Below are 24,523 nucleotides of genomic sequence, written 5' to 3'. Positions count from 1 at the left end.
GGTGTTACGCATGGGTCCGGCCCGGCTGACCGCCGGGCTGGACCACTGCCGTCGTCTCGACCTGCCCGCCCACCGCACGCTTCACGGCCTCGTGGAGCCCAGGGAGCTGGGCGAGCTCATCTCGTACGCCAACGAGGTGGACATGCGCGGCCGCGGCGGCGCGGCGTTCCCGTTCGCCCGCAAGCTGCGCGCCGTGGCCGACGCGGCCCGCTCCGGCGGCGAGTGCGTCGTGCTCGTCAACGGCGCCGAGGGCGAGCCCGCCAGCTCCAAGGACGCCATGCTCCTCACCCGCAACCCCCACCTGGTGCTGGACGGCGCCGTGCTGGCGGCCGAGGCGCTCGGCGCCCGCGAGGTGGTCGTCGCCACGGCCGGCGGCGAGGTCGCCGAGGCGTCCGTGACCGCCGCCGTCAACGAGCGCCGCGCCGCCAACGTCTCCGGCGGGGCCGAGAGCCGGGTCCCGATCAGGGTGGTCGGGATCAAGGAGCGGTTCATCTCCGGCGAGGGCGGCGCGCTCGTCAAGGCCGTGAACGGGGAGGAGGGCATCCCGCCGGGCAGGAAGAAGCGGGCCGCGACCAGCGGCGTGGACGGGCTGCCCACCCTGCTGTCGAACACGGAGACGTACGCGCAGTTCGCCCTGCTGGCCGAGTACGGGCCCGAGAAGTACGCCGAGGTGGGCACCGCCAAGGAGCCCGGCACGATCCTGCTCACCGTCAGCGGCGGCGCCGCCCACGGAGCGGTCATCGAGGCGCCGACCGGCACGTACCTGTCGGACGTGCTCGGCCTCTGCGAGGCCGACATCGGCGACGGCGTGCTCATCGGCGGCTACCACGGCGCCTGGCTGTCGGCGGACGTCGTCGAGACGGCCGTGCTCTCCCGCGAGGGCATGAAGCAGGCCGGCGCCACGCTCGGCGCCGGGATCATCGTCCCGCTCGGCGAGTCCACCTGCGCCCTGGGCGAGGCCGCCCGGGTCGCCGCCTACCTCGCGGCCGAGTCCGCGGGCCAGTGCGGGCCGTGCCGGCTCGGCCTGCCCGACATCGCCAAGGCCATGTACGCGCTGGTCGAGGGCACCGGCTCGGTCGACGCGGTACGGCGCTGCGTGCGCGGTGTCGAGCGGCGCGGCGCCTGCTTCCACCCCGACGGCACGGCCAAGTTCGTGCTGTCGGCGCTGGACGCGTTCGAGGTCGAGATCGCCCAGCACCTGGAGCAAGGCTCGTGCGGCCGCCCCGTGCGCGGGGTGCTGCCGATGCCGGAGCGCGAGGCCGAGCCCGAGTACCGGCTGGAGGTCGACTGGTCCCGCTGCGCCGGGCACGGGCTGTGCGCCCACCTGCTCCCGGAGTTCGTGGACCTGGACGACTACGGGTTCCCGTCGTTCCGCAAGATCCCCGGCTTCATGGCGAAGGAGGCGCGGCGGGCCGTCGACATGTGCCCCGCGCTGGCCCTGCGGCTGGCCCAGACGAACGGCGGCGACCACGGCGGCGAGCCGAAACCCGCGGGCCGGCCGCTGCGGCTGGTCAAGGACGGCGTGCTGAAGAAGGCGGGAGAGAGCGTGCCGCGACTCGGCCGCGTCGGCATCGCCCGCGCGTGATCGGCGGGCATGATCGGCATCGCGCGCGTGATCGGCAGGGCACGTGCGTGATCGGCAGGGAAATGTGACGAACCCGGCGGACCTGCCGCGCGTCTCACGAGAGGTCACCACGATCTCGGGGGAGGCGCCATGGACCGCCGGGCCTTTCTGCACGCCGCCGCGCTCGCGCCGCTGGCGCCTCTCGCGCTGCCCGCTCGGGCCGCTGGATCCGGGGCCGGTGTGACGCCGCCGCCTGACTGGTCCAGGTTGCGGGGGCGGCTGGCGGGCACGCTCGTGCTGCCCGGCGACGCCGGGTACGCCGCCGCCCGCCGCCTCAACAACCCGGCCTTCGACGGCGTCCGGCCGCAGGCGGTGGCGTACTGCGCGAGCGCGGCGGACGTCTCGGCGTCCCTGGCGTTCGCGCGGGCCCACGGGGTGCCGGTCACCAGCAGGTCGGGCGGCCACTCCTACGCGGGCTGGTCCACCGGCACCGGCCTGGTGATCGACGTCTCAAGGATGAACCGCGTCGCCTACGCCTCCGGCCGGGCCACGGTCGGCGCGGGGGCCAAGCTCATCGACGTCTACGACCGGCTCGCCCGCCACGGCGTGAGCATCCCCGCGGGCTCCTGCCCGACGGTCGGCATCGCCGGGCTCGCGCTGGGCGGCGGCATCGGCGTGGTGTCCAGGAAGTACGGGCTCACCTGCGACGTCCTGGAGTCGGTGCGGCTCGTCACGGCCGACGGCCGGGTGCTGACGTGCGACGCCCGCCACCACGCCGGGCTCTACTGGGCCAGCAGGGGCGGCGGCGGGGGCAACTTCGGCGTGGCCGTGTCGTTCACGTTCAGGACGCATCAGGCGAGCGACCTCACCGTGTTCTTCCTGCACTGGCCGTGGGCCAGGGCCGGGGCGGTGGTGAAGGCGTGGCAGGCGTGGGCGCCGTCCGCGCCGGACGAGCTGTGGTCCTCCCTGCACCTGGGCCGCGAGGAGCGCGACCTGGACGTGGCGGTGGTCGGCGTGCACACGGGCGGCCGCGCCGCGCTGGAGCGGCTGCTGGCCCCGTTCGTCGAGCGGGCCGGCCGGCCGTCGTCCCGCTCGGTGCGCACGGCCTCCTACCTCGACGCGATGAAGATCATGGGCGGGTGCGCGTCGATGCCGGTGTCGGAGTGCCGGCGGATGCGGAGGGAGACGTTCGCCGCCAAGTCGCACCTGGCCTACCGGCGGCTGCCCGCGAAGGGCGTGCGGGTGCTGGTGGACGGCGTGGCGCGCGGCGGGCGGCACTCGGTGCTGCTGGACGCCATGGGCGGCGCCATCGGCCGGGTCGCCCCGTCGGCCACCGCGTTCCCGCATCGGGCGGCGCTTTTCAGCGTGCAGTATTACGCGAAGGGGACGGATCGGAGGTGGTTGCGGCAATTGCACGGCGACATGGCCGGCTATTTCGGTGACCACGCCTACGTGAATTACATCGACCCGGATCTGAGTAATTGGCGAAGTTCGTACTATGGGCCGAACGCCGAGCGGCTGGCGGAGGTGAAGGCCACCTACGACCCGAACCGCCTCTTCCGGCTCCCGCAGGGCCTGTAGGTCACATGATCGAGCCGCGCACGTAGACCGGCTCGCCCACCTTCACCATCTCGAACAGCCGCTTGGACGTCGTCAGCGGCACCCGGACGCACCCGTGCGAGGCGGGGCGCAGCGGCACCTTCGTCGAGCCGTGCATGGCGATGCCGCCCACGAAGTACAGCGAGTTGTACATCGACCCGAGCCGCCCGACCGTCCAGCCCGGCGCCCGCCGCGACACGCGGAAGTCGCCGACCGGGGTGATGGCGTTGCCGCAACGGCCGTCCTCGCAGTAGCGCACCTCGGCGCCCGAGGAGATGTGCGTGATCAGGGCCGGTTTGCGGTCGCGGTAGACGGTCAGGAGCTGGTCGCGCAGGCTGATCTCCACCCGGTTCGCGCCGCCGTTCGGCACCAGGGGGCGCCGGCGCGCCGTGCGGTCCAGCGCCGACCACACCTTCGGGCCCACCTCGCCCTGCGGCATCATCCTGCGGTGCTTCTGCAGCGACCACACGGCCATCTTGGTCTGGTCGTCGTAGACGCCGTTGATCTTGCCGAAGTAGTAGCGGCCGCGGTGCAGCCGCTCCTGGAGCACCTTGACGGCCTCGCCCCGGTCTCCGGGCTTCAGCACGACCCCTTCCGTGTACGCGACCTGGTCCGTGTGGTCGGCCAAGGCGGGGGCCGGGAATGCGCAGACGGCGGCGGCCACGACACCAAGGGCGGCCATTGTTTGAAGCTTTATCCTCATAAATCAACGCCTACCCGCACCGCCGAGAATTCATGGCTTTTATCAAGCAAAGCCCCGGCTAATAACCGGATCCCGCCAAAATCGGGTATTTCGTATTTAGGTGTCTCGTCCGCGCAGGGGCAGACGGCCGCCGCTCGACGACCCGCCGCCTCAGTCGTCCCGCCCGCGGAGCAGCGGCCTGCCGCTTCAGGCGTCCCGGTTGCGGAGCAGCCACCCGCCGCACAGCAGCGCGGCCCCGCCCACGCGGCGGCCACGCCGAGCCCCGCCCACGCGCCGATCGGCATGGTGGGCAGGCTCGTGGTGGCCTGGACGGCCAGGCCGGCGTTCATGGGCGAGATCCGCCAGAGCAGGCGCTGCACGTCCTCGTTCCTGATCATCAGGACGATCACCGGGAAGAGGTAGAGCAGCCCCAGCACGGCCCCCGCCGCCACCGCCGAGTCCCGTACCGCCGTCGCCACCCCCGCGCTCAGCACGGCGACCAGCCCGAGATAGAGCACCGACCCGGCCGCCGCCCGCAGCGTGGGCCCGTCGGCGAGCGACAGCGGCGGGTAGCCGTGCTCGGGCGTGAAGCCGTTACCCGGCAGCAGCAGCCGCGCCACCAGCAGGGAGCCGAGCACGCCGAGCGTCCCGGCGGCCAGCGCCAGCCCGGCGAGCAGGCCCGTCCTGGCGGCCAGCGCGGCCGTCCGGCGCGGCATCGCGATCAGGGTGGTGCGGATCATGCCCGTGCTGTACTCGCCGCACACCGCCACCACGGCCAGCAGCGCCACCAGCCCCTGCCCGAGCTGGACCCCGAACAGGCCGATCCGGGTCGCGTCCTGCCCGCACCCCGGCGAGGGGCACTCCATCGCACCGGCCGCGGCGGCGCTGCCCGCCACGGTCAGCACGACGATCCCCAGCAGCAACCAACCGGGCCCGGCCACCGTGCGCAGCTTGGTCCACTCGGCATGCAGCTCCCGCCTCACGCGTCTCCCCCGTCCAACTCGGCCTCCGGCTCGCGTCTCACGCGTCTCCCCGTCCAGCTCGGCATCCGGCTCGCGTCTCACGCGTCCCTCCCGTTCAGGCGGCGCACGGCCAGGCCGAGCGCCAGGGCCGCGTACGCGCACAGCACCGCGAACCCGCCCCACGGCGGCAGCGGGAAGTACCCCATGGCGGGCACGTAGTGCGAGATCACGTGCTCGTACGCGGGCACGCTCTGCTGGATCGCGAACCCGGCCGCCGGCGTCACCCGCAGCAGCCACCGCGCCACCTCGTCGGGCAGGATGGACGCGGTGGCCAGCACGTACGGCACCACGACCACCACGATCGCCACGATGACCGCGGGCGCGCTGCGCCGGAAGAGCGCGCCGAGCGCCAGGGCGAGCACGGCGGACACCGCCAGCACCCCCGCCGCGCCGGCGACCACCCGCACCTGCGTGAGCGGGTCCACGGGCAGCGTGAAGATCCCGTTGCCGCGCAGGATCCGCACCGCGAGCGGCACCGTGACGGCCGCCCCCACGAGCCCCGCCACGAACGTCACCCCGCCCGCCACGACGGCCTTGGCCACCAGCACCCGGCCGCGCCGCGGGCTGGCCAGCAACGTGGTGCGCATCAGCCCGCGCCGGTACTCCGCGGTGACGAACAGCACCGCGACCACGATCGCCACGACGAGCGCGATCAGCAGGCCGGTCAGCGTGCGCTCGACGGTGCCCTCGGTCGTGTTGGGCGCGATGTCGCCGACCCCCGTGATGGCGAACGTGCCGCCGCTCCTGACGAGCCTGCCGGGGTGGTGCGGGGTGCCGTCCACGTCGTAGTCGACGCCGATGTCGTTCTGGGCCCAGGTGCCGGACGTCGTGCCGCTCACGCTGACCTCGTCCACGAGCGCGGTGACCTCGCTGAAGCGGCCGGCCGCGGCGGTGCCGCCGAGCGGGTTGGTCTCCACGCGCACGTCCCCGGGCGAGGCGGCGAACAGGCCGATCCGCACCTTGGCGGGCAGCCCCTCCAGGCGGGCCGTGCCGACCTTGGTCCACCGCTTCCCGTCGGGCGACTCCTCGCCGGTGATCGTGTCCTGGGTGCGGCTCAGGCGCAGCCAGCGCGGCCTCCCTGACGCCACTCCCTGCGCGCCGCCCGCCACGTCGTGGGTGAAGTCGTGCTGCATGCGCACGCCGTGGGCGGCGGTCACCATCACCGCCGCGTACGCGGCCCCCTGCTCGGTGCTCTCCTTGACCATGAGGCCGGCCTTCGCCCACGGCACCGTGCCGGAGACGACGTTACGCACGCCCGGCGTGGCGTCGGGCAGCCGGATCTGGCCGGTCATCGAGTTCACCCGGGCGGTGATGGAGCCGTTGCCGTCCAGCGGCATGCTGACGAAGTAGAAGCGGTCCTCGACCGCCGTGCCGTCGGGGCCCAGCGGCGGCGTCGGGCAGGGCACCTCCACCTTGCCCTTGCTGCACGAGGAGGTGCTGCCGGTGGCGAAGAGCAGGCCGAGCCCGATCACCGCCAGGCTGACGGCCACCAGGCCCGCCACCCAGCCGCGTACCGTCCTGAGCTTGGTCCACTCCGCGAGCAGCACGTGGCGGAAGCTCATCGCGCCGCCCCCTTGAACTCCACGGCGTCCCTGGTCAGCTCCAGGTACGCCTCCTCCAGCGTCGCCCGGTGCGCGCTCACCTCCGAGAACGGCACCTGGTGCGCGCCGAGCAGCCGCACCACGCTCCCGGCGGCCATCCCGGAGACGACCAGCGTGTCCCGCTCGCTCGCCGCCACCGTCGCCCCGGCCCCCGCCAGCACCGACATGGCCGCCGAGCGGTCCGCCGTGCGCAGCGTCACCCGGTCCGCCGAGGCCGCGGCGATCAGCTCCGACACCGCCACGTCCGCGACCACCCGGCCGCGCCCCACCACCACGAGATGGCCGGCCGTGTCCTCCAGCTCGCTCATCAGATGGCTGGACACCAGCACGGCCCGCCCCTCCGCCGCCAGCGAGCGCAGCAGCCCGCGGATCCACACGATGCCCTCCGGGTCCAGCCCGTTGAACGGCTCGTCCAGCATGAGCACCGGCGGATCCCCCAGCAGCGCGGCGGCGATCCCCAGCCGCTGCCGCATGCCCAGCGAGAACCCGCCGGCCCGGCGCCGCGCCACCTCCTCCAGCCCCACCAGCGCCAGCACCTCGTCCACGCGCCCCGCCCCCAGCCCCTGCGAGTGCGCCAGCCACAGCAGGTGGTCGCGCGCCGTCCGGGCCGGCTGCAGCGCGCCCGCGTCGAGCAGCGCGCCGACGTGCGCCAGCGGGCGCCGCAGGCTCCGGTACGGCCGGCCGCCCACGAGCGCGTGCCCCTCGTCGGGGGCGTCGAGGCCGAGCACCACGCGCATCGTCGTGGACTTGCCCGCGCCGTTCGGCCCGACGAACCCGGTCACCTGGCCGGGCAGCACCGTGAACGTCATCCCGTCCAGCGCCGTCGTCCGGCCGAAGTGCTTGCGCAGCCCGGCGACTTCGATGGTTGCTTCCATGTCCAGGACACTAGGCAGCGGCGCCCCCGGCGGTCGTCACGCCCAGGAGCGATCCTCGGCCTCACTCGTGCCCGGGAGCGCCCGTCCCTCCTGGGAGGGATGCCAGGTGAGGGGTGGCGGGGAAACAATGAGGTCCGTGGAGCGAGCGTACGACCGGGACGAGACGCGGCCGGTCCGGCGGCTCCGGCAGTGGGCACGGCCGGTCCGGCGGCTCGGGACGTCCGGGCGGTTCCGGGCGTGGGCGCGGCCGGTGCGGCGACTCGCCGCGGCCCGGTACGCGCCGCTCGTGCTCGTCGCGCTGCTGACCCTGGCGGGTCTGGCCCAGGCGATCGCCCAGGCCCCGCCCGGCTCCGGCCTGTCCCTCTCGGACACCGAGACCGTCCCGGCGCCGGCCATACCGTCACCCTCGGCCGACGCCGACCCTACGGGCACTTCCGCGCCTCCGGGCGGCGACACCCCGGGCACTTCCGTGCCTCCGGGCGCCGACACTACGGGTGCTTCCGCGCCTCCGGGCGCCGACACGAGGGGCGAGCCCGGCCGCGCGGCCCTCGACCCGCGGAGTGCCCCGGTCGGGGGCGTGTCCGAGCCGCGTGACCTGCCGCGCGGCACCGGCGGGCCGGGCGTGCCGACCCCGCAGGCCGTCGTCCTCCCGCTGCTCGCCCTGGCCACCACCCTCCCGCTCGCCTTCCTTTGGGGCCAGCCGGTCACCGCCGGGCTCCTGGTCACGGGGGCGAGCCTGCTGTCGGTCACCGCGTTCCACACCTTCACCTTCGCGGGGCTGGCCGCCCAGCTCATAGCCGCCTACCGGTTCGGCGGGCCGCCGTGGCGGGCGGTGGCGCTCACCGCGCCGTTCCCGGTGCTGGCGGTGGTGGCGGAGGCGAGCGGCGCGTCCGAGGGCCCGGTACGCCTGTTGACGCTGCTGCTCGGCTGCCTGGCCGCGGCGGCGGCGCTGGCCGGGATCGCCCGCCGCGCCCGCCACCAGGCCAGGGCCGACACGGCCGCCCGTCAGGTCATCGCCGACAGCCTGCTGGAGCACACGGCCCGGGGCGAGCGCGCCCGCATCGCGCGGGAGCTGCACGACGTGGTGGCCCACCACATCTCGATGGTCGCCGTCCAGGCCGAGACGGCGCGGCTGGCCGTCCCGGGCATGCCGGCGGCGGGGGCGGAGCGGCTGCTGGCGATCGGCGACACCGCCAGGGCGGCGCTGACGGAGATGCGCCGGCTACTCGGCGTCCTGCGCGAGGACGCGGAGGCGGAGCCGGCCTGGCGCCCGCAGCCCGGCCTGCGCCTGGACGAGCTGAACGAGCTGCTGGACGAGTCCCGCGAGGCGTCGGGCAGCAGCACCCGGCTGATCCTGAGGGGCGCGCCGGTGGAGCTGGATCCGGGTGTGGAGCTGGCCGCGTACCGGATCGTCCAGGAGGCGCTCACCAACGCCCGCCGGCACGCGCCGGGGGCGGCGGTGGACGTGGAGCTCGACTACACCGGCGACACCCTCCACCTCCTCATCCGCGACAACGGCCCCGGCCCGCCGCACCTGGAGCCAGGCGGCCCAAGCGCGGACGGCGGGCACGAGCCGGTCGGCACGGGTGGCGGGCACGGGGTGGCCGGCATGCGGGAGCGGGCGGCGGCCGTCGGCGGGGAGCTGCGCACCGGGGCGGCGCCCGGCGGCGGGTTCCTGGTCGAGGCCCGCCTGCCCGGCAGGGACGCCTCGTGATCCGCGTCGTCATCACCGACGATCATCTGGTGGTCCGCACGGGGTTCGCCGAGCTGCTGGACACGCAGCCGGACTTCGAGGTCGTCGGCACCGCCCCCGACGGGGCGGAGGCGGTGCGGGTGTGCCGGGAGCGGTCGCCGGACGTCGTGCTGATGGACGTCCGCATGCCGGCCATGAGCGGCATCGAGGCCACGCGGGTGCTGGCCGGGCCTGGCGGGCCGAGGGTGCTCATCCTGACCACGTTCGACCTCGACGAGTACGTCTACGACGCCCTGCGCGCGGGCGCCAGCGGCTTCCTGCTCAAGGACGTCACGGCCGAGCGCCTCTTCGACGCCGTCCGCGTGGTCGCCGCAGGGGACGCGTTGCTGGCCCCGGCCGTCACCCGCCGCCTGATCAGCGAGTTCGCCCGCCTGCCGGCCCGGCGGGGCCGCCCGGACGCGGGCCTGTCGGCGCTCACCCCGCGCGAGACCCAGGTCCTGCGGCTGGTGGCCGAGGGCCTGTCGAACCTGGAGATCGCCGACCGGCTGGTGGTGACCGAGGAGACGGTGAAGACGCACGTGAGCCGCGTGCTGAACAAGCTCGGCCTGCGCGACAGGACCCAGGCGGTCGTCACCGCGTACGAGTCGGGGCTGGTCGTTCCCGGCGAACGCGGCTGACCGGCTAGTTGTACTGCCCACAGAGGTTGAGTACGGCCGACACGACATCGATGATCTTGTGAATGGGTGAGGGCCTTCGGTTTGGTGTGGATTGCGACATCTGCACACCAACCAGAAAGGCCCTCATGCCCCACCGTAACGCGCCGCTGACCGAACTCGGACGCCTGCGCCTGGCCCGCTGTGTTGTCGAGGACGGCTGGCCACTGCGTCGTGCCGCCGAACGCTTCCAGGTCGCCGTCACCACCGCACGGCGCTGGGCCGGCCGCTATCGGCAGTGCGGAGCGGCAGGCATGTCCGATCGCTCCTCACGCCCGCACCACAGCCCCCGCCGCACCCCCACCCGCACCGAGCGACGCATCATCAAAGTGCGACTGCTGCGCCGATGGGGGCCGGCCCGCATCGCCTACCTCCTCGGCCTGCACCCCTCCACCGTGCACCGCGTGCTGACCCGCTACCGGCTCACCCGCCTGACCCATCTCGACCGCGCCACCGGCCGGACCATCCGCCGCTACGAACACCCCGCGCCCGGCGACCTGATCCACGTCGACATCAAGAAACTGGGCAACATCCCCGACGGCGGCGGCCACAAGGCGCACGGCCGGCAGGCGGGCGGACGCAACAGTTCCGCCCACCGCGACCCGGACCGGCCCCGCACCCACCACGGCCGCCCCAACCTCGGCTACGGCTACCTGCACAACGCCATCGACGATCACTCCCGCCTGGCCTACACCGAGATCCTGCCCGACGAGACCAAGCAAAGCGCCACCGCGTTCTGGCAGCGCGCCCAGGCCTTCTTCACCGGTCACGGCATCACCGTGCGCCGGGTGCTCACCGACAACGGCAGCTGCTACCGCTCTCGCCTCTGGCGCGAGACCCTGACCAAGGCGGGCATCACGCACAAGCGCACCCGCCCCTACCGGCCCCAGACCAACGGCAAGGCCGAACGTTACAACCGCACCCTGCTCGACGAGTGGGCCTACGCCCAGCCCTACACTTCAGAAGCCGAACGCCGCGCCGCCCTGCCGGCCTGGCTACACGCCTACAACCACCACCGCGGACACACCGCGCTGAACGGCCTGCCACCCGCCAGCCGCGTACCCAACCTCACGGGACAGAACAGCTAGGAGCTGTTTGGAGTTCGGATCATGTGGTCGAGGTAAGGAGTCTTAACCACAAGGTCGAGCCCCGGAGGTAGAGCCCCGCCTCGTAGCTTTCCGGGGCTTTGTCGTAGCGGGTGGCCAGGCCACGCCAGGTCTTGATCTTTTGAAAGCAGCGTTCGACGGTGTTGCGTTGCCGGTAACGCTGCGGATCGAAGGTGATGGGCCGCCCACCGGCCGACCCCTTCTTCTTCCGGTTGGCCTGCTGGTCGCTCTTCTCCGGGATGACCGCGCGGATCCGGCGGCGACGCAGATAGGCGCGGTTGGCCTTGGAGGAATAGGCCTTGTCCGCGGCCACCGCAGCCGGGCGGGTCCGGGGCCTGCCCACCGGCCCGGCCACCCGGATCTTGTCCAGCACGGCGGTGAACCGCGGGCAGTCGGCAGCTTGGCCGGGCGTGAGCACGAACACCAGCGGTAGCCCGGCGGCATCGACCGCGGCATGAATCTTGCTGCTCAGCCCGCCCCGGGATCGGCCGAGCGCGGCCGCCTCCGCCCGCGCCTTACGGCGTCGCCGGACAGTGGCGCGCTCGTGCGGCGGTGACGTGCCGGCCTCGGGTGCGGCCTGGGGCGCATCACCCGCAGCACCGGCGGCTGCTCCGCCAACGGAGCCCCCTTTTCCTCGGTCAGCGCCTGCTCCAGCGCATCCAAGGTCTCCCCGGCCACCGCCAGCCCGGCCGACTCCTGATGCGCCCGCACGATCGTGGAATCCACGCTGACCAGCTCCAGTCCCACCTGCCCGCGCGCTGCGGCCTCGGCAATCAACGCCTCCATCAACCCCTGGAACACCCCGGCATTGGCCCAGTTGTTGAACCGGGAGTACACCGTGGACCAAGGCCCATAGCGTTCCGGCACGTCACGCCAGCCCGACCCCGTCCGGAACCGCCACAAGATCCCATTGAACTGCTCACGCATCCGCCGTGGCAGCGGCCCGGTAGCCGCCACCGGCAGATGCGGCTCGATCAACGCCCACTCGGCATCGGTCACATCAAAGCGCGCCACATCGGAGTTCTACCAGCCACAGCCAGCCCAGCGTCGACCTAGCCAAGATCCGAACCCCAAACAACTCCTAGTGCTCCATCGCGGGGGCCGCCACCGGAGGCGGGCAGGCCGTGCGGCGGTACTTGCCGGGTGCCACGCCGTACTCACGCTTGAAGGCGTTGGCGAAGGCGAACTCCGAGCCGTACCCGACCTGGGCGGCGATCTCGCTGAGCGGCGCGTCCGTCTCCCGCAGCAGCCGGCCCGCGCTGGACAGCCGCCACCAGGTCAGGTACGCCAGCGGCGGCTGCCCCACGAGCGTGGTGAACCGGCGCGCGAACGCGGCCCGCGACAGCCCGGCCCGCGCCCCCAGCTCGGCCACTGACCAGGGACGGGCGGGGTCGCGGTGCATGGCGTCGAGGGCCGCGCTGACGGCCGGGTCGGCCAGGGCGGCGGCCCAGCCGGTGACCTCGCAGTGCCCGTGCTCGGCGGCGAACCAGGCCCGCAGGATGTAGAGCAGGAGCATGTCGAGCAGGGACGACACGATCGTGTCGGCGCCCAGCCCCGGCTGGTGGATCTCGGCGCCCAGCAGCTCGACCGCGGCCCGCACCCCGGAGTGCAGCCCGGGCGCGGCCGGCAGGTGGATGAGGTCGGGCAGGTCGCGCAGGAGCGGGTGCGCCCGGCTCGGGTCGAGCCGGTAGCCGCCACACAGCAGCACCGTGGCCGGGCCGCCCTGCCCGTCGATCGAGGCTGAGTCGATCGAGGCCGAGGCGAACAAATCGCTCTCGTCGGTGTACGGGTCGCACTGCGGCTCGGTGACCGGCGTGGACGGGCTGTCAGCCATGGCGTAGCCGTGCCCGCGCGGGAAGAACAGCACGTCTCCGGCGGACAGCGCGACCGGCGGCCCGTCGGGCGGCAGCAGCCAGGCCGCCCCGCGCAGCACCACCTGGAACCCGGCCGACCCGGGCGCCGCCGGGAACCGCTGCCCCCAGGGGGCGCGCCACTCGACGCGGGCCGACCGGGGCCGGCCGGTGCGCATGACGGCGATCACGTCGCTGAGCACGTCCATACGGCGCACTCTAGCGTGGAAGACGCTGACGTATGAATGCGAGATGGGAACGCATTGGCCATCTCGCCGCCCCTCTCTACGGTGGTCCTGCGGACGAGAGGAGAGCAGGCATGGGACGGATTCTGGTGACCGGGGCGACCGGCACGGTGGGGCGGCACGCGGTGGCGCTGCTGCGGGAGGCCGGGGCCGAGGCGGTCGCCCTGAGCGGGAAGGACGGCGACCTGCGTGACCCGGCGACGTTGCCGCCGCTGGACGGGGTGACGTCGGTGCTGCTGGTGTGGCCGTTCGCCACCGCCGACGGCGCGCGCGAGGTGCTGCGGGCGCTGGCGGGGCGGCACGTGGTCTACCTGTCGTCGGCGGCGCGGCGCGCGTCCGAGCGCGAGGTCGAGCGGCTGGTCGAGGAGGCGGCGGGCACGTGGACGTTGCTGCGCCCGCACGCCTTCGCGGCCAACGCGCTGCGGTGGGCCCGGCAGGTGCGGGCGGGCGTGGTGCGGGGCGCGCACGGGGCGGCGGGCCAGCCGGTGGTGCACGAGCGGGACGTCGCGGCCGTGGCCGTCCGGGCGCTGCTGGACGCCGGGCACCACGGCGCGGCCCACACCCTGACCGGCCCCGAGACGCTGTCCCAGGAGGACCAGGTGCGGATCGTCTCCGAGGTGACCGGGATCCCGGTGCGGTGGGAGGAGCAGGCGCCCGAACTGGCCAGGACCGCCCTGCTGGCCGGGGGCTGGCCGGCCGGCGCGGTGGAGGAGGTGCTGCGGGCCCAGGCGGAGCTGGCGCGCCGGCCGGCGCCGGTCACGCCGGCGGTCGAGGACGTCACGAAGGCCGCCCCGCGTTCGTTCCGGGAGTGGGTGGAGGAGCACGCCGAGGCGTTCCGGCGGCCGCGCCCCGGTGCGCGGCCGGCCATGCGGGCGGCGCGGATCCACGCGTTCGGGGACGCGTCCGTGATCCGCGTCGAGGAGGTGCCGGTCCCGCGGCCCGGCCCTGGGGAGGTGCTGGTGGAGGTGGCCGCGACCGCGTTCAACCCGTCGGAGGTGGGCCTGCGCTCGGGGCTGCTGCCCGAGGTGTTCCGCGCGAGCCTGCCGCACACGCTCGGCTGGGACGTGTCCGGCACGGTCGTCGAGACCGGCGCGGGCGTCAGTGACCTGGCGGCGGGTGACCGGGTGTTCGGGATGGTGGACGGCGCGGCGGCCGAGTACGTCGTCGCGCCCGCGGGCGTCCTGGCCCGGGCTCCCCGGAGCATCCCGCTGGCCGACGCGGCGGCCGTCCCCGTGGCCGGGCTCACCGCCTGGCAGGCGGTGCACGAGCACGCCCGCGTCGAGCCCGGCCGGCGGGTGCTGGTCAACGGGGCGGGTGGCGGGGTGGGCACGTTCGCCGTGCAGCTCGCCAGGCTGGCGGGCGCGCACGTGATCGCGACGGCGAGCCCGCGTAGCGCCGCCGCCGTCCGCCGGCTCGGCGCCGACGAGGTGATCGACTACACCACGACGCCGCTGCCCGCCGACGTGGACGTGCTCCTGAACCTGATCCCGGCCACGAATGCCCCGGGGAGCCCCGTCACCGTCTCGATCGCCGGGGGCGAGGGCCACTTCGTGATGCGTTACGACCCCGCCCAGCTGGCCGCCCTCGCCGCGCTGATCGACGAGGGCGGGCTCACGGTCGAGATCTCCGAGTCGCACCCCCTGCCCGCCCTCCCCCGCGTCCACCGCAGGGCGGAGGCGGGCGACCTGCGCGGCAAGGTCACCCTCCTCATGGGGTGAAGTGGCGCAGCACCTCGGGGTTGGCCATGGCGTCGGGGTTGGCGGCGTCCTCGACGGGCGTGCCGAGCAGGATCTTGCGTACCGGCACTTCGAGCTTCTTGCCGGACAGCGTCCGGGGGATGCCGGGGACGACGCGGATCTCGTTCGGCACGTGCCGGGGCGACAGCTCCTGGCGCAGCGCGTCGCAGAGCCCGCGCTCCAGCGTCTCGGTCAGCTCGGCGCCTTCGGCGAGCGTCACGTACAGGAGCAGCCGCCCTTCCTGCCCGAGCTGGCCCGTGTCGATGACGAGGCTGTCGGCGATCTCCTCGAAGCGTTCGACGACCCGGTAGAACTCGCTGGTGCCCATGCGGACGCCGCCGCGGTTGAGCGTCGAGTCGGAGCGGCCGTAGATGACGCAGCTCCCGTCCTCGTTGATCTTGATCCAGTCGCCGTGCCGCCACACGCCGGGGTAGACGTCGAAGTAGCTCTCGGCGTAGCGCTCGCCGCCGGGGTCGTTCCAGAACATGACCGGCATCGACGGCATCGGCCGGGTCAGCACCAGCTCGCCCACCTCGCCGACGACGGCCTTGCCCTGCGGGTCGTACGACTCCACCCGCGCCCCCAGCGACCGGCACGGGATGATCCCCGCCCTGATCGGGTGCAGCATGGTGGCGCCGACGAAGCCGGTGCACACGTCCGTCCCGCCCGAGAACGACCCGATCGGCACGCCCGGCAGCTCGGCGGCCACCCACGCGAACCCCTCGGGCGGCAGCGGCGACCCGGTGGAGCCGACCCCGCGCAGCCGCTCCAGCCCCTCGGGGTGGATGCCGGCCTTGAGCGAGGCCATGATGTACGGCGCCCCGACCCCGAAGTACGTGACGCCCTCGGAGGCGGCGATCCGCCACAGCGCGGCCGGTGAGGGATAGGTGGCCGACCCGTCGTAGAGCACGGGCGCGGCCCCCACCAGCAGGGCGCCGATGAGGTAGTTCCACATCATCCAGCCCGTGGTGGTGTACCAGAAGAACACATCGCCCTCGCCGAGGTCCTGGTGGAAGGCGAGCGACTTGAGGTGTTCGAGCACGACGCCGCCGTGCCCGTGCACGATCGGCTTGGGCAGCCCCGTCGTGCCGCTGGAGTAGAGGATCCACAGCGGGTGGTCGAACGGCACCCGCTCGAACTCCAGCGGCCCCGCCTCGGCCCGCAGCCCCTCCCAGCCGATCACCTCGCCGCGCGGCAGCTCGCGCGCGTGCCCCGGCGCCGGCTCGGCCTGCTGGGGCGCGCGGCCCTCCTCGGCCGCCGCCAGGTACGGGATCCACACGGTCGCCCGCAGCGACGGCAGCTCGGCGGCGATCTCGTTGACCGCGGCCGAGCGGTCGTAGCTCTTGCCGTTGTAGAGGTAGCCGTCGACGGCGATGAGCACCTTGGGCTCGATCTGCTTGAACCGGTCGACGATGCTCGGCACCCCGAAGTCGGGCGAGCCGGCCGACCAGATCGCGCCCAGCGAGGCGGTGGCGAGGAACGCGATGAGGGCCTGCGGGATGTTCGGCAGGTAGCCGGCCACCCGGTCGCCGCGCCCGACGCCGAGCCTGACCAGGCCGGCGCGCACCCTGGCGACCTCTTCGCGCAGCTCGTCCCAGGTCAGCTCCTGCCGGCCGCCGTCCTCGGAGACGAACACGACCGCGGTGCCGTCGCCGGTGCGGCGCAGCGCGTTCTCGGCGTAGTTGAGCGAGCCGCCGGCGAACCACGTGGCCCCGGGCATCGCGCCCGACAGCACGGGCCCGTCGCCGCGGTCGCCGATCACCTCGAAGTAGTCCCAGATCGACGTCCAGAAGTCGGCGGGCTGATCCACCGACCACCGCCACGCGGCCTCGTAGTCGACGGGCCGGCCCAGCCAGCGCAGGTAGTGGGTCAGCCTGGCGGACTCGACGATCTCTTCGCTCGGCTCCCAGAGAAGCTCGCCCTCAGCAACCATATGCCTCATCCTGTCGCCCGTTCGGGGGAATGTCATACCCGGCCTACCCCATAACTTGCTACCTCCGTAGGTGGTCCACCGCCATACGCGCGGCGGTGCCGATCACCGCGTCGGCGCGCGGCTGGTTGAGCGCGGTGCTGAAGGAACGGGTGAAGACCGACACGGCGTACCGGCCGCCGTCGGGGTACTCGACGACGCCCGTCTCGCAGCGCAGCGTCGGCATCGTGCCCGTCTTGCCGCTGACGGCGACGTCGTCGTACGGGAAACCCGAGGCCATGCGGTGCGGCCACACCTGCATGTTGAGCACCCCGCGCATCCACGCGCACGACTCGGGGGAGGCCGCCTCGTCGCGCCAGATCATCCCGAACAGGCGGACCATCTCGCGCGGGGTGCTGCGGTTCGTCCGGGACGGGTCGAGGACGCTCAGGCGGGCGATGTCGTCGGGATCCACGAACGGCCACGCGTGCCCGGTGTCCACGTCCATGCTGCCGAGCATCTCCCCCGAGCCCTGCACGACCCGCGTCCCCTCCAGCCCGAACGTGTCCAGCATCGTGTTGATCGCCTCGAACCCCACCCTGCCGAGCAGCTTGTCGGCCGCGGTGTTGTCGCTGAGGGCGATCATCAGGTACGCCAGGTCGCGCAGCGAGATCGTCACGTCGTCGAGCATCGAGGACAGCCCCGTCGGCCCGCCCACCCGGTCGGCGGCCGTCACGGTGACCCGCTCGGTCAGGTCGAGCAGCCCGGCGTCGGCCCGCCGGCACAGCGCCACCAGCAGCGGCACCTTGAACATGGAGGCCGTGGGCATCGGCTCGTCGGCGCCGTGCCCGACGTCGTGCCCGGTGTCGACGTCGGCCGCGTACAGCCAGCCGGTGACCCCGGCGGCCCGGAACAGCTGGTCGAAGGCCGGCGTGCTCATGCCAGCATCCCCGGCCTGCGGCTGACCCGCCGCACGGGTGCGGCGCCTTCGTCGGTCATCCCGGCGCTCTCCTTCAAGGTACGTGCGGCCGCGGCCGAGAAGTCGCCGACCGCGGGCGTGGCCGCGCGCCAGGCGGTGGAGACGCGGCTCGTGATCGGCGAGCCTAGCAGCGGCCTCCAGGCCAGCCCCGGCAGCTCCATCCGCGGCCCGAACGCCACCGCCGCCCCCGCCAGCACCAGCCCCAGCCCGGCGCCCTCATGCACCTGCGCGGGCACGAACCCCTGCCGGCGGCACTCCGTCAGCACCTCGGCGCGCCAGCCCGGCTCGCCCTCCTTGGGCGGCATCAGCAGCTCGCGGCCCGCCAGGTCGGCCAGGTGCACCTCGCCGACGCCGGCCAGCGGGTCGCTCTCCGCGAGCAGCACGCCCTGCGCCTGCACCAGCACCTGCCCGAACGTCAGGCCCGGCGCGGCCACCGGATGGCGGACGAGGCCGACGTCGATCGTGCCCTCCGCCAGGGCCGTCACCTGATCGGCGGTCCACACCTCGGCGGGCGCGAGCCGTACCTCGGGGCTGCTTTCGCGGAAGGCGGCGACGAGGGCGGCCAGCACCGTCGCGGCCAGGTCGGGCGGCACGCCGACGCGCAGCACCGTGCCGCGGCCGCCCTGCCTGGCCAGCTCGTGCAGCCGGTCCACCCGGCCGACGATCTCGCGGGCCTCGCTCAGCAGCAGCCGGCCCGGCTCCGTGAGCCGCACCTGACGGGCGGAGCGGTCGAACAGCCGCACGCCGAGCTCCTCCTCCAGGCGCTTGATGCGCTGGCTGAGGGGCGGCTGGGCCATGCCGAGCCGGATGGCCGCGTTGCCGAAGTGCAGTTCCTCCGCGACCACGATGAAGTAGCGCAGATGCCGGACGAGGTCCATGACCAGCCACTATATCCAGATTTATATCTGGAATCCGCCCATATCAGTATTGGACAGCACACTGACGGCTCTGGTGTTCTTCCCGTCATGGCACCACAAACGGGGAGAATCTACGGCAGGCGGCGCCGCAGGCGGTGGCCGTGGATCGTGGCGGCACTCCTGGTCCCGGCCCTCGCCGCGGGCGGCGTCATCTGGGCGCTGCGCGTCGAAGGCTCGCCCGAGGAGACCGCCCGCCAGTACCTGGCGGCCTGGTCCGCCCAGAACTACCCGGCGATGCGGGCGCTCGTCGCCGACCCGCCCGCCGACTTCGAACGCCGGCACCGGCGCTTCCTCACCGACCTCAAAGCCACCAAGGCCGCCTTCCGGCCCGGCGAGCCCGCGCACGGCGACACCGTCCCCTTCCAGGCCGACCTCACCGGCGCGCGGCCCTGGCAGTACGACGGCAAGCTCCACCTCGTCCAGCGCGACCGCACCTGGAAGGTGACCTGGACGCCCGCCACCCTCCACCCCCTCCTCAAGAAGGGCCTCTCCCTGCGGCTGGTCGAGCAGCAGGCCGACCCCGTACGCGTCCTCGCCGCCGACGGCACCGACCTCAACACCGCGAGCGCGCCCGGCTCGGTGCAGCAACTCGTCGAAGGCATGAAACAGACCTTCCCCGACCGGTTCGGCACCGCGTCCCAGACCAGGATCGACCTCTACGAAGGCGACCGGCGCGTCAAGACCGTCGCCGCCCCGCCCGGCGGGAGCAAGCCCATCCAGACCACCATCGACCTCGAAGTGCACCGGGCGGGGGCCGCGGCACTACGAGGCGAGAAGAAGCCCGCCTCCCTGGTCGCGCTGCGCGCCTCCACCGGGGAGATCCTGGCCGTCGTCAACGCGCCCGGCGGCTTCAACCGGGCACTGCTCGGCAAGTACCCGCCCGGCTCCACGTTCAAGGTCGTGACCGCCTCCGCGCTCGTCGCCGACGGCGTCCAACCCGACCAGCAGGTCACCTGCCCCGCCCAGAAGAACATCGGCGGCTTCCCCTTCCACAACGCCGGCTACGAGGACTTCGGCACCCTGACCTTCCGCGACGCGTTCGCACACTCGTGCAACACCACGTTCGGCGAGATGAGCGTCGCCGAACTGAACGGCGGCCGGCTCGGCCAGGTCGCCAAGAGCTTCGGCTTCGGCAACCCGATCACGCCCGGCGTCCCCGCCGTACGCGCCGAGTTCCCCGACCCCAAGGACGACACCGACCTCGCCTCCGCCGCCATCGGCCAGGGCCGCGTCCTGGCCAGCCCGCTCAACATGGCCTCCGTCGCCGCCGCCATCGCCTCCGGCTCCTACATCCCGCCCCGCCTCGTCACCGGCTCCCCCATCCCGAACGCCCAGCCCGCCGACCCGCGCCCGCTGGAGCCCGCCGTCGTCAAGGCCCTGCGCCGCCTCATGCCCGCCGTCGTCACCGACGGCACCGCCCACGGCGTCAGCTTCCCCGCCGGCACGGCCGGCAAGACGGGCACGGCGGAATACGGCTCAGGCAAGGAACCCCCCGCGCACTCGTGGTTCATCGGCTACAAGGGGGATCTGGCGTTCTCGGTCATCGTCGAGGGCGGCGGCGCCGGCTCCGCCGTCGCCGCCCCCATCGCCGCCCGCTTCCTCACCGCCCTCCCCTAACCCCCGCCTGTCGATACGGCGAGCCACCCGCACCCCGCCCCACACCGGTCCACGCCCCTCGGCCCACCCGCCCCACCGCAGCCCACGAACCCGCCATAGTTCGGCAAGGTCCTCCTGACCACGGGCACGGGGCGCAGGGAGGCGCGGGCATGAGGCGGTGAGGCGCACAGCACGCGGGGCGCGGCGGGCGCGGTGGGGTTGCTTAGTGGGCTGCGCGGTCCATGCGGGACGTCAGGGCCGTGACGGCGGCCACCACCTCCGAGGCGGAGGACAAGTCGGGCAGGACGATGTCGGCGCCGGCCTCGCGAAGTTCCGAGGCCATGGAGCGGCCCGACGCGACCCCGATCATCCCCGCCCCGCCGATCCGGGCGGCCTGGGCGTCGCGGGTGGAGTCGCCGATCACGACCGTGTTGGCGGCCGTGAACGGCGTCCCGAGCCGCTGTTTGGCGCGGGACTGGGCCACCTGCAGCAGCGTCGCCTTGGGGTAGACCTCCTCGCCGTACCCCCCGAGGGAGAAGTCGACGTACCGGTCGAGCCCGAACGCCTTCAGCTTGTGGACGGCGTTGGCCCTGATGGTGCCGGTGAGGACGGTCTGGACGACGCCGTCGAGCCGTGAGACGGCCTTGAGCGCGTCTTTGGCCCCGGCCATCATGCGGCCTTCCTTGGCGAGCCGCCCGCGCCGGTCGGCGAAGGCGGTGGCGAGGGCGGACAGGAAGCGGGGCAGGTGGTCGTCCTCGGCGACGATGCCGTTGACGGCGAGGGTCTCGAAGACGATCTCGGAGTCGGGGCGCCCGTGCGGGGGGACGAGTTTGACGAGGGGTCGTCCGGTGACGAGGCGGAACGCCTCGGCGTAGGCGTCGCGGGTCACGATGGCGACGTCGACGAGGGTGAGGTCGACGTTCCACAGCACAAGGCGGTTGATGGCTGCCTCCTGAGGGGTCCCTCCAAGGTTAAGGCCGGCGCCGGGCGGATTTCAGGCGTAGTCGAGTGCGTCGGTGAGCCGGTCGACGACGGGGAGCCCGGTTTCTTCCAGTTCGGCCCTGGTGGTCATGCCGCCGGTGTAGAGGACGGCTCTGGCACCGACGTGGCGGGCGGCGAGCCCGTCGTCGACGCTGTCGCCGATGACGAGGATCTCACTGGGGTCGACGCCGATGGCCTGGATGTGGGCGGTCATGTGGGCGGCCTTCTCGCCGCCGGTGGCTCCGGTGAGGCCGTCGATGCGGGTGAAGTGCCGGGTGATGCCGAACGACTCGACCTTGGGCACCAGGTGCTGGTGCGGGGCCATGGAGCAGAGCGACTGCGTGCCCGTCCAGGTGGAGAGGATGACTTCGGCGCCGGCGGCGAGCTCGCACACGTCGCAGAGCCGGAAGTAGTGCTCATGGAACCCGTCGTCGAGCTGCTCCCACTCGCCCTCGTTGAGCGGGCGGCCGAGCAGGCGCTCGTAGGCCACCCAGATGGGGCGGGTGAAGACGGCGCGGAAGCCGTCGAGGGTGAGCTCGGGCAGCGCGTACGGCTTGAAGATCGCGTTGGTGGCTTGGACCACGGCTTCGGAGTCGTGGAAGAGCGTGCCGTTCCAATCCCAGATGATGTGCTTTGTCATGTCACGTCTAGCCTAGTTGGCCGGTGTGACAATCCGATGAACCAGGGGCTGCGACGGCGCCGCCGCAGCCCCTCGCGCTCGTTACCGGCAGGCCTTGCCCGTGGTGCCCTGGCCGTTCTGGCCGCCGTTGCCGCCGTTCCACTGGACGCTGGTGCTGCCCCAGGCGCACATGTCCTTGGCCCAGAGCATGTCGCCCCAGTGGCGGCCGCCGTTGCCGGCCTTGAACCGGAACGAGTCGGACCGGCCGTCGGCGGTGTAGAGGTTGATGGTGCCGCGGGCAGAGGTGGCGGTGCGGACCTCGACCCAGTTGGTCTGGCACTTGCCGGACCACATGAGCTTGATCGTGCCGACCTCCCCGTTGGCTCGGCTGTTGATCTTGGCGGTCTTCACGACCCTGGCCGAGTTGCCGCAGCCCGACCGGTAGGGGTCCTGGTGGTCGTACGGCTTGCGCGCGGCCGCCTGGGCCTGCGCGGGCGCCAGCGCCAGGAGAGTCACCGCACCTACAGCGATCGCTGCGACTCGACGCATCACGTGGAACCGACTCCTTCTGTCAGACAATTCGTGCTGGGTCGTGACCCTAGCGAGATCCGGCCAGGCACTGTGAAGGACCACGCCTGTCCGTAATAGCACCGTTATGAACGCAGCAGGTCAGGGATCTCCTGGGTCGCGTACCACATGAGCTCGTGCGCCTCCGCGCCGTCGACGGTGAAGCGGGCGTCGTCGTCGCCTTCGTCGGAGGCGGGCAGCGCGGCGATGGCGGCCTCGATGTCGGGGACGGCGTACTCGTCGTCGATGTGCACGGCGGCCACCTTGGCCAGCGGGATCGGCTCGGCGAGGCGGACGCGGGCGCGGTCCTCCAGGTTGGTGCCGACGGTGGCGGAGCGCTCGGGCACCTCGGCGGCGACGACGACCCGGCGCGGCGCCCCTTTGCCGCCCTCGCCGCGTTCGGCGGCCAGCATGCGCAGGGAGGCGCGGGCGGCGTCGGTGAGCGCGACGTATTCGAGCTCCTCGGTGTCGCCCGAGGCGTACCACTCGATCAGGGCGGGCGTCACCGCATAGCCGGTCAGCGGGGCGGGGCCCAGCTCTCCCGCCTCGACCGCCGCGGCCAGGGCCGCAAGAGTGCACGGCAGATAGACGCGCATGACGTACCTTTCCAACGCGGTGGGAGTGCCTGCCTCACCAGGCATCGCCACCCTACTCATAGTGCCTGGTCACCACGGCGTCGGCGGGTCACTTCCGCAACGTGAGCCGCAGGAGGTTCTCCAGCTCGGCGATCGTGCCGGCCGCGTCGCGGTGGTGGATCCCGGCGATGCCGAGCTCGCGGGCGGCGAGGATGTTGGCCTCGATGTCGTCGATGAACACGCACTGCTCGCCGGCCAGGCCGATCCGGGCGAGCGCGTGCTCGAAAATCCGGGGTTCGGGCTTGCGCATGCCGACCTCGCCGGAGATCACGACGGCGTCGAAGATCTCGTCCCAGTCGTCCCGGGGGTAGGTGTTGGACCAGGAGTTGGACAGCAGGCAGGTCTTGACGCCGTTGCCGCGTACCTCGCGGAGCATGTCGTACATGGCCTCGACCCGGTCGAAGCCGGCGAACATGCGCTCCAGCAGCCCTTCGGCGACCGGCGGGACGCCGTCGACGGTGAGCAGCCGGGCGGCGAGGTCGCATTCGAAGGCGGCGCCCTCGATCTCGCCTCTTTCGAGCGCGTGGACCGGGTTCTCCCCGTCGCCGCCCCGGTAGGCGTGGTCGATCATCTCGCGCATCACGGCGTAGTAGCGCTCGGCGTCGATCCTGTCGGCCGCGATCCATCGGGCGATGGAGTCGGAGAGGCTGGTGGTGAGGACGCCGCCCCAGTCGATGAGCACACCCGTAACCATCGTTCTAGGGTAGAGCGTCACGCTTATGACTTTTACCCGGGTAGACCCATTTATAAAGGGATAAAACCCTATAAAAAGGGTGTCCTAAATCGCCGGTTAAGGTGTCCTTCCAGCGTAAGTCGCTACCCAGAAGGGACCGCCGTGCGGACGACGATCCTGATCACCTCCCCTGAAGAGTGGACCGCTCCGGGCTCCGAACTCTTCCAGTTCGCCCCCATCATCCCGGGCGGGCCGGAATGGTTCACCAAACCGGTCCTCATCGCCCTCCTGAGCTCGGTCATCGCCATCGCCGTGTGCTGGGCCGCGTTCGCCAAGCCGAAGATCGTGCCCCGGGGCTGGCAGAGCCTCGGCGAGTACGCCTACGACTTCGTACGCGACCAGATCGCCAGACCCAACCTCGGCAAGGACACCGACCGCTGGATGGGCCTGCTCCTGACGATCTTCCTGACCGTCCTCATCTGGAACCTGATGGGCGTCATCCCGTTCATCCAGTTCCCCATCGCCGCGCACATCGCCTTCCCGGCCGTCCTGGCCGTCTCGGTGTACGTCATCAAGGTCTACCTCGGCGTCCGCCACCACGGCGTGCGCGGCTACCTGCGCGGCGTGATCTACCTGGAGGGCCTGCCGGGCTGGGCGTACGGCATCTACGCCCCGCTCATCCTCGCCGAGGTGTTCGTCACCTCGCTGTTCACCCACTTCATCCGGTTGTTCGCGAACATGTTCGCGGGCCACCTGCTGGTGGCGTTCTTCAGCTCGGTGGGGTTCTGGTTCCTGTTCGAGCAGCTCTCTCCGCTGGGCGCGCCGCTGGGCGTGCTCGGCGTGGCGGTGACCGTCCTGATCACCGCCTTCGAGATGTTCATCCAGTTCCTGCAGGCGTTCCTGTTCGCCATGCTCGCCGCGATGTACATCGCGAGCGGCCTGCACGGCTCGCACTAGTCAC

General features: G+C 72.8%; 21 protein-coding genes and 1 pseudogene. 8 read left to right on the top strand and 14 right to left on the bottom strand.

Going from position 1 to position 24,523, the window contains the following annotated elements:
* Positions 1–10 precede the first annotated feature (10 nt).
* Both KIS93_RS39710 and KIS93_RS39705 read left to right on the top strand, forming a co-directional pair.
* Positions 11–1,585: an NADH-quinone oxidoreductase subunit NuoF family protein gene (locus tag KIS93_RS39710; RefSeq protein ID WP_080042825.1), complete on the top strand. Its 1,575-nt coding sequence runs from the start codon at positions 11–13 to the stop codon at positions 1,583–1,585.
* A 129-nt stretch (positions 1,586–1,714) separates the two neighbouring features.
* Complete coding sequence (locus KIS93_RS39705) at positions 1,715–3,145, top strand: FAD-binding oxidoreductase (RefSeq protein ID WP_080042826.1); 1,431 nt, start codon at positions 1,715–1,717, stop codon at positions 3,143–3,145.
* 1 nt (position 3,146) lies between these two features.
* On the opposite strand, the gene KIS93_RS39700 is transcribed toward KIS93_RS39705, so the two are convergent.
* The 4 genes from KIS93_RS39700 to KIS93_RS39685 form a co-directional block, all read right to left on the bottom strand.
* Positions 3,147–3,845: a L,D-transpeptidase family protein gene (locus KIS93_RS39700; RefSeq protein ID WP_186404661.1), complete on the bottom strand. Its 699-nt coding sequence runs from the start codon at positions 3,843–3,845 to the stop codon at positions 3,147–3,149.
* Between the two features lie 17 nt (positions 3,846–3,862).
* Positions 3,863–4,828 carry an ABC transporter permease gene (locus KIS93_RS39695; RefSeq protein WP_246005410.1) on the bottom strand — a complete coding sequence of 322 codons (966 nt, stop codon included), beginning with the start codon at positions 4,826–4,828 and terminating at the stop codon, positions 3,863–3,865.
* Positions 4,829–4,905: 77 nt separating this feature from the next.
* A complete protein-coding gene (locus KIS93_RS39690; RefSeq protein WP_080042829.1) occupies positions 4,906–6,429 on the bottom strand; it encodes an ABC transporter permease subunit in 1,524 nt (507 codons plus the stop codon).
* Entirely contained in the window at positions 6,426–7,343 is a 918-nt protein-coding gene (locus KIS93_RS39685; protein WP_080042830.1) for an ATP-binding cassette domain-containing protein, read from the bottom strand. The genes KIS93_RS39690 and KIS93_RS39685 overlap by 4 nt, the downstream gene beginning before the upstream one ends.
* Before the next feature lie 136 nt (positions 7,344–7,479).
* Here KIS93_RS39685 and KIS93_RS39680 point away from each other — a divergent pair, with 136 nt between their 5' ends.
* From KIS93_RS39680 to KIS93_RS39670, 3 genes are all read left to right on the top strand, one after another.
* A complete protein-coding gene (locus KIS93_RS39680) occupies positions 7,480–9,057 on the top strand; it encodes a sensor histidine kinase (protein WP_222107726.1) in 1,578 nt (525 codons plus the stop codon).
* Positions 9,054–9,713, top strand: a complete 660-nt coding sequence (locus KIS93_RS39675; RefSeq protein ID WP_080042831.1) for a response regulator — start codon at positions 9,054–9,056, stop codon at positions 9,711–9,713. The genes KIS93_RS39680 and KIS93_RS39675 overlap by 4 nt, the downstream gene beginning before the upstream one ends.
* 125 nt (positions 9,714–9,838) lie before the next feature.
* On the top strand, positions 9,839–10,837 hold the full coding sequence (locus KIS93_RS39670; RefSeq protein ID WP_080042832.1) for an IS481 family transposase: 999 nt from the start codon (positions 9,839–9,841) through the stop codon (positions 10,835–10,837).
* A gap of 19 nt (positions 10,838–10,856) precedes the next feature.
* Here the strand turns inward: KIS93_RS39670 and KIS93_RS39665 are convergent.
* Together KIS93_RS39665 and KIS93_RS39660 are read right to left on the bottom strand one after the other, a co-directional pair.
* A pseudogene (locus KIS93_RS39665) lies at positions 10,857–11,869 on the bottom strand (IS5 family transposase).
* A 67-nt stretch (positions 11,870–11,936) separates the two neighbouring features.
* Entirely contained in the window at positions 11,937–12,914 is a 978-nt protein-coding gene (locus KIS93_RS39660) for an AraC family transcriptional regulator (protein ID WP_080042833.1), read from the bottom strand.
* A 110-nt stretch (positions 12,915–13,024) separates the two neighbouring features.
* On the opposite strand from KIS93_RS39660, the gene KIS93_RS66040 reads away from it, so the two are divergent.
* Positions 13,025–14,668 carry an alcohol dehydrogenase catalytic domain-containing protein gene (locus tag KIS93_RS66040; RefSeq protein ID WP_230465575.1) on the top strand — a complete coding sequence of 548 codons (1,644 nt, stop codon included), beginning with the start codon at positions 13,025–13,027 and terminating at the stop codon, positions 14,666–14,668.
* Here the strand turns inward: KIS93_RS66040 and KIS93_RS39650 are convergent.
* Genes KIS93_RS39650 through KIS93_RS39640 form a run of 3 tightly spaced genes read right to left on the bottom strand, consistent with a single transcriptional unit; the run spans position 14,658 to position 18,452 of the window.
* Positions 14,658–16,619 (bottom strand): acetoacetate--CoA ligase, encoded by a 1,962-nt coding sequence (locus tag KIS93_RS39650; protein ID WP_080042834.1) that lies wholly within the window; start codon positions 16,617–16,619, stop codon positions 14,658–14,660. The genes KIS93_RS66040 and KIS93_RS39650 overlap by 11 nt on opposite strands.
* 58 nt (positions 16,620–16,677) lie before the next feature.
* Positions 16,678–17,535: a serine hydrolase gene (locus tag KIS93_RS39645; RefSeq protein ID WP_080042835.1), complete on the bottom strand. Its 858-nt coding sequence runs from the start codon at positions 17,533–17,535 to the stop codon at positions 16,678–16,680.
* Complete coding sequence (locus KIS93_RS39640; RefSeq protein WP_080042836.1) at positions 17,532–18,452, bottom strand: LysR family transcriptional regulator; 921 nt, start codon at positions 18,450–18,452, stop codon at positions 17,532–17,534. The genes KIS93_RS39645 and KIS93_RS39640 overlap by 4 nt, the downstream gene beginning before the upstream one ends.
* An 87-nt stretch (positions 18,453–18,539) precedes the next feature.
* Between KIS93_RS39640 and KIS93_RS39635 the strand changes: the two genes are divergently transcribed.
* Positions 18,540–20,108 carry a penicillin-binding transpeptidase domain-containing protein gene (locus tag KIS93_RS39635; protein ID WP_080042837.1) on the top strand — a complete coding sequence of 523 codons (1,569 nt, stop codon included), beginning with the start codon at positions 18,540–18,542 and terminating at the stop codon, positions 20,106–20,108.
* Between the two features lie 202 nt (positions 20,109–20,310).
* Here KIS93_RS39635 and KIS93_RS39630 read toward each other — a convergent pair whose 3' ends face one another.
* The 5 genes from KIS93_RS39630 to KIS93_RS39610 form a co-directional block, all read right to left on the bottom strand.
* Positions 20,311–21,018 (bottom strand): HAD family hydrolase, encoded by a 708-nt coding sequence (locus KIS93_RS39630; protein WP_080042838.1) that lies wholly within the window; start codon positions 21,016–21,018, stop codon positions 20,311–20,313.
* Between the two features lie 63 nt (positions 21,019–21,081).
* Complete coding sequence (locus KIS93_RS39625; RefSeq protein WP_080042839.1) at positions 21,082–21,708, bottom strand: HAD family hydrolase; 627 nt, start codon at positions 21,706–21,708, stop codon at positions 21,082–21,084.
* A gap of 81 nt (positions 21,709–21,789) precedes the next feature.
* The gene (locus tag KIS93_RS39620) at positions 21,790–22,203 is read right to left on the bottom strand and encodes a DUF2690 domain-containing protein (RefSeq protein ID WP_186404659.1); all 414 of its coding nucleotides are present in this window, start codon (positions 22,201–22,203) and stop codon (positions 21,790–21,792) included.
* A gap of 137 nt (positions 22,204–22,340) precedes the next feature.
* Positions 22,341–22,850: a DUF6912 family protein gene (locus KIS93_RS39615; protein ID WP_080042841.1), complete on the bottom strand. Its 510-nt coding sequence runs from the start codon at positions 22,848–22,850 to the stop codon at positions 22,341–22,343.
* An 88-nt stretch (positions 22,851–22,938) separates the two neighbouring features.
* Positions 22,939–23,583 (bottom strand): HAD family hydrolase, encoded by a 645-nt coding sequence (locus KIS93_RS39610; protein ID WP_080042842.1) that lies wholly within the window; start codon positions 23,581–23,583, stop codon positions 22,939–22,941.
* A 141-nt stretch (positions 23,584–23,724) separates the two neighbouring features.
* Between KIS93_RS39610 and atpB the strand changes: the two genes are divergently transcribed.
* Positions 23,725–24,519, top strand: a complete 795-nt coding sequence (gene atpB, locus KIS93_RS39605) for a F0F1 ATP synthase subunit A (protein WP_080042843.1) — start codon at positions 23,725–23,727, stop codon at positions 24,517–24,519.
* The last annotated feature ends 4 nt before the right edge of the window (positions 24,520–24,523 follow it).

Source organism: [Actinomadura] parvosata subsp. kistnae, from assembly GCF_900323885.1.
GTDB classification, from domain to species: Bacteria; Actinomycetota; Actinomycetes; order Streptosporangiales; family Streptosporangiaceae; genus Nonomuraea; species Nonomuraea composti.
The sequence above is the reverse complement of the archived record's forward strand: the minus strand, read 5'-3'. Positions and strand labels throughout refer to the sequence as shown.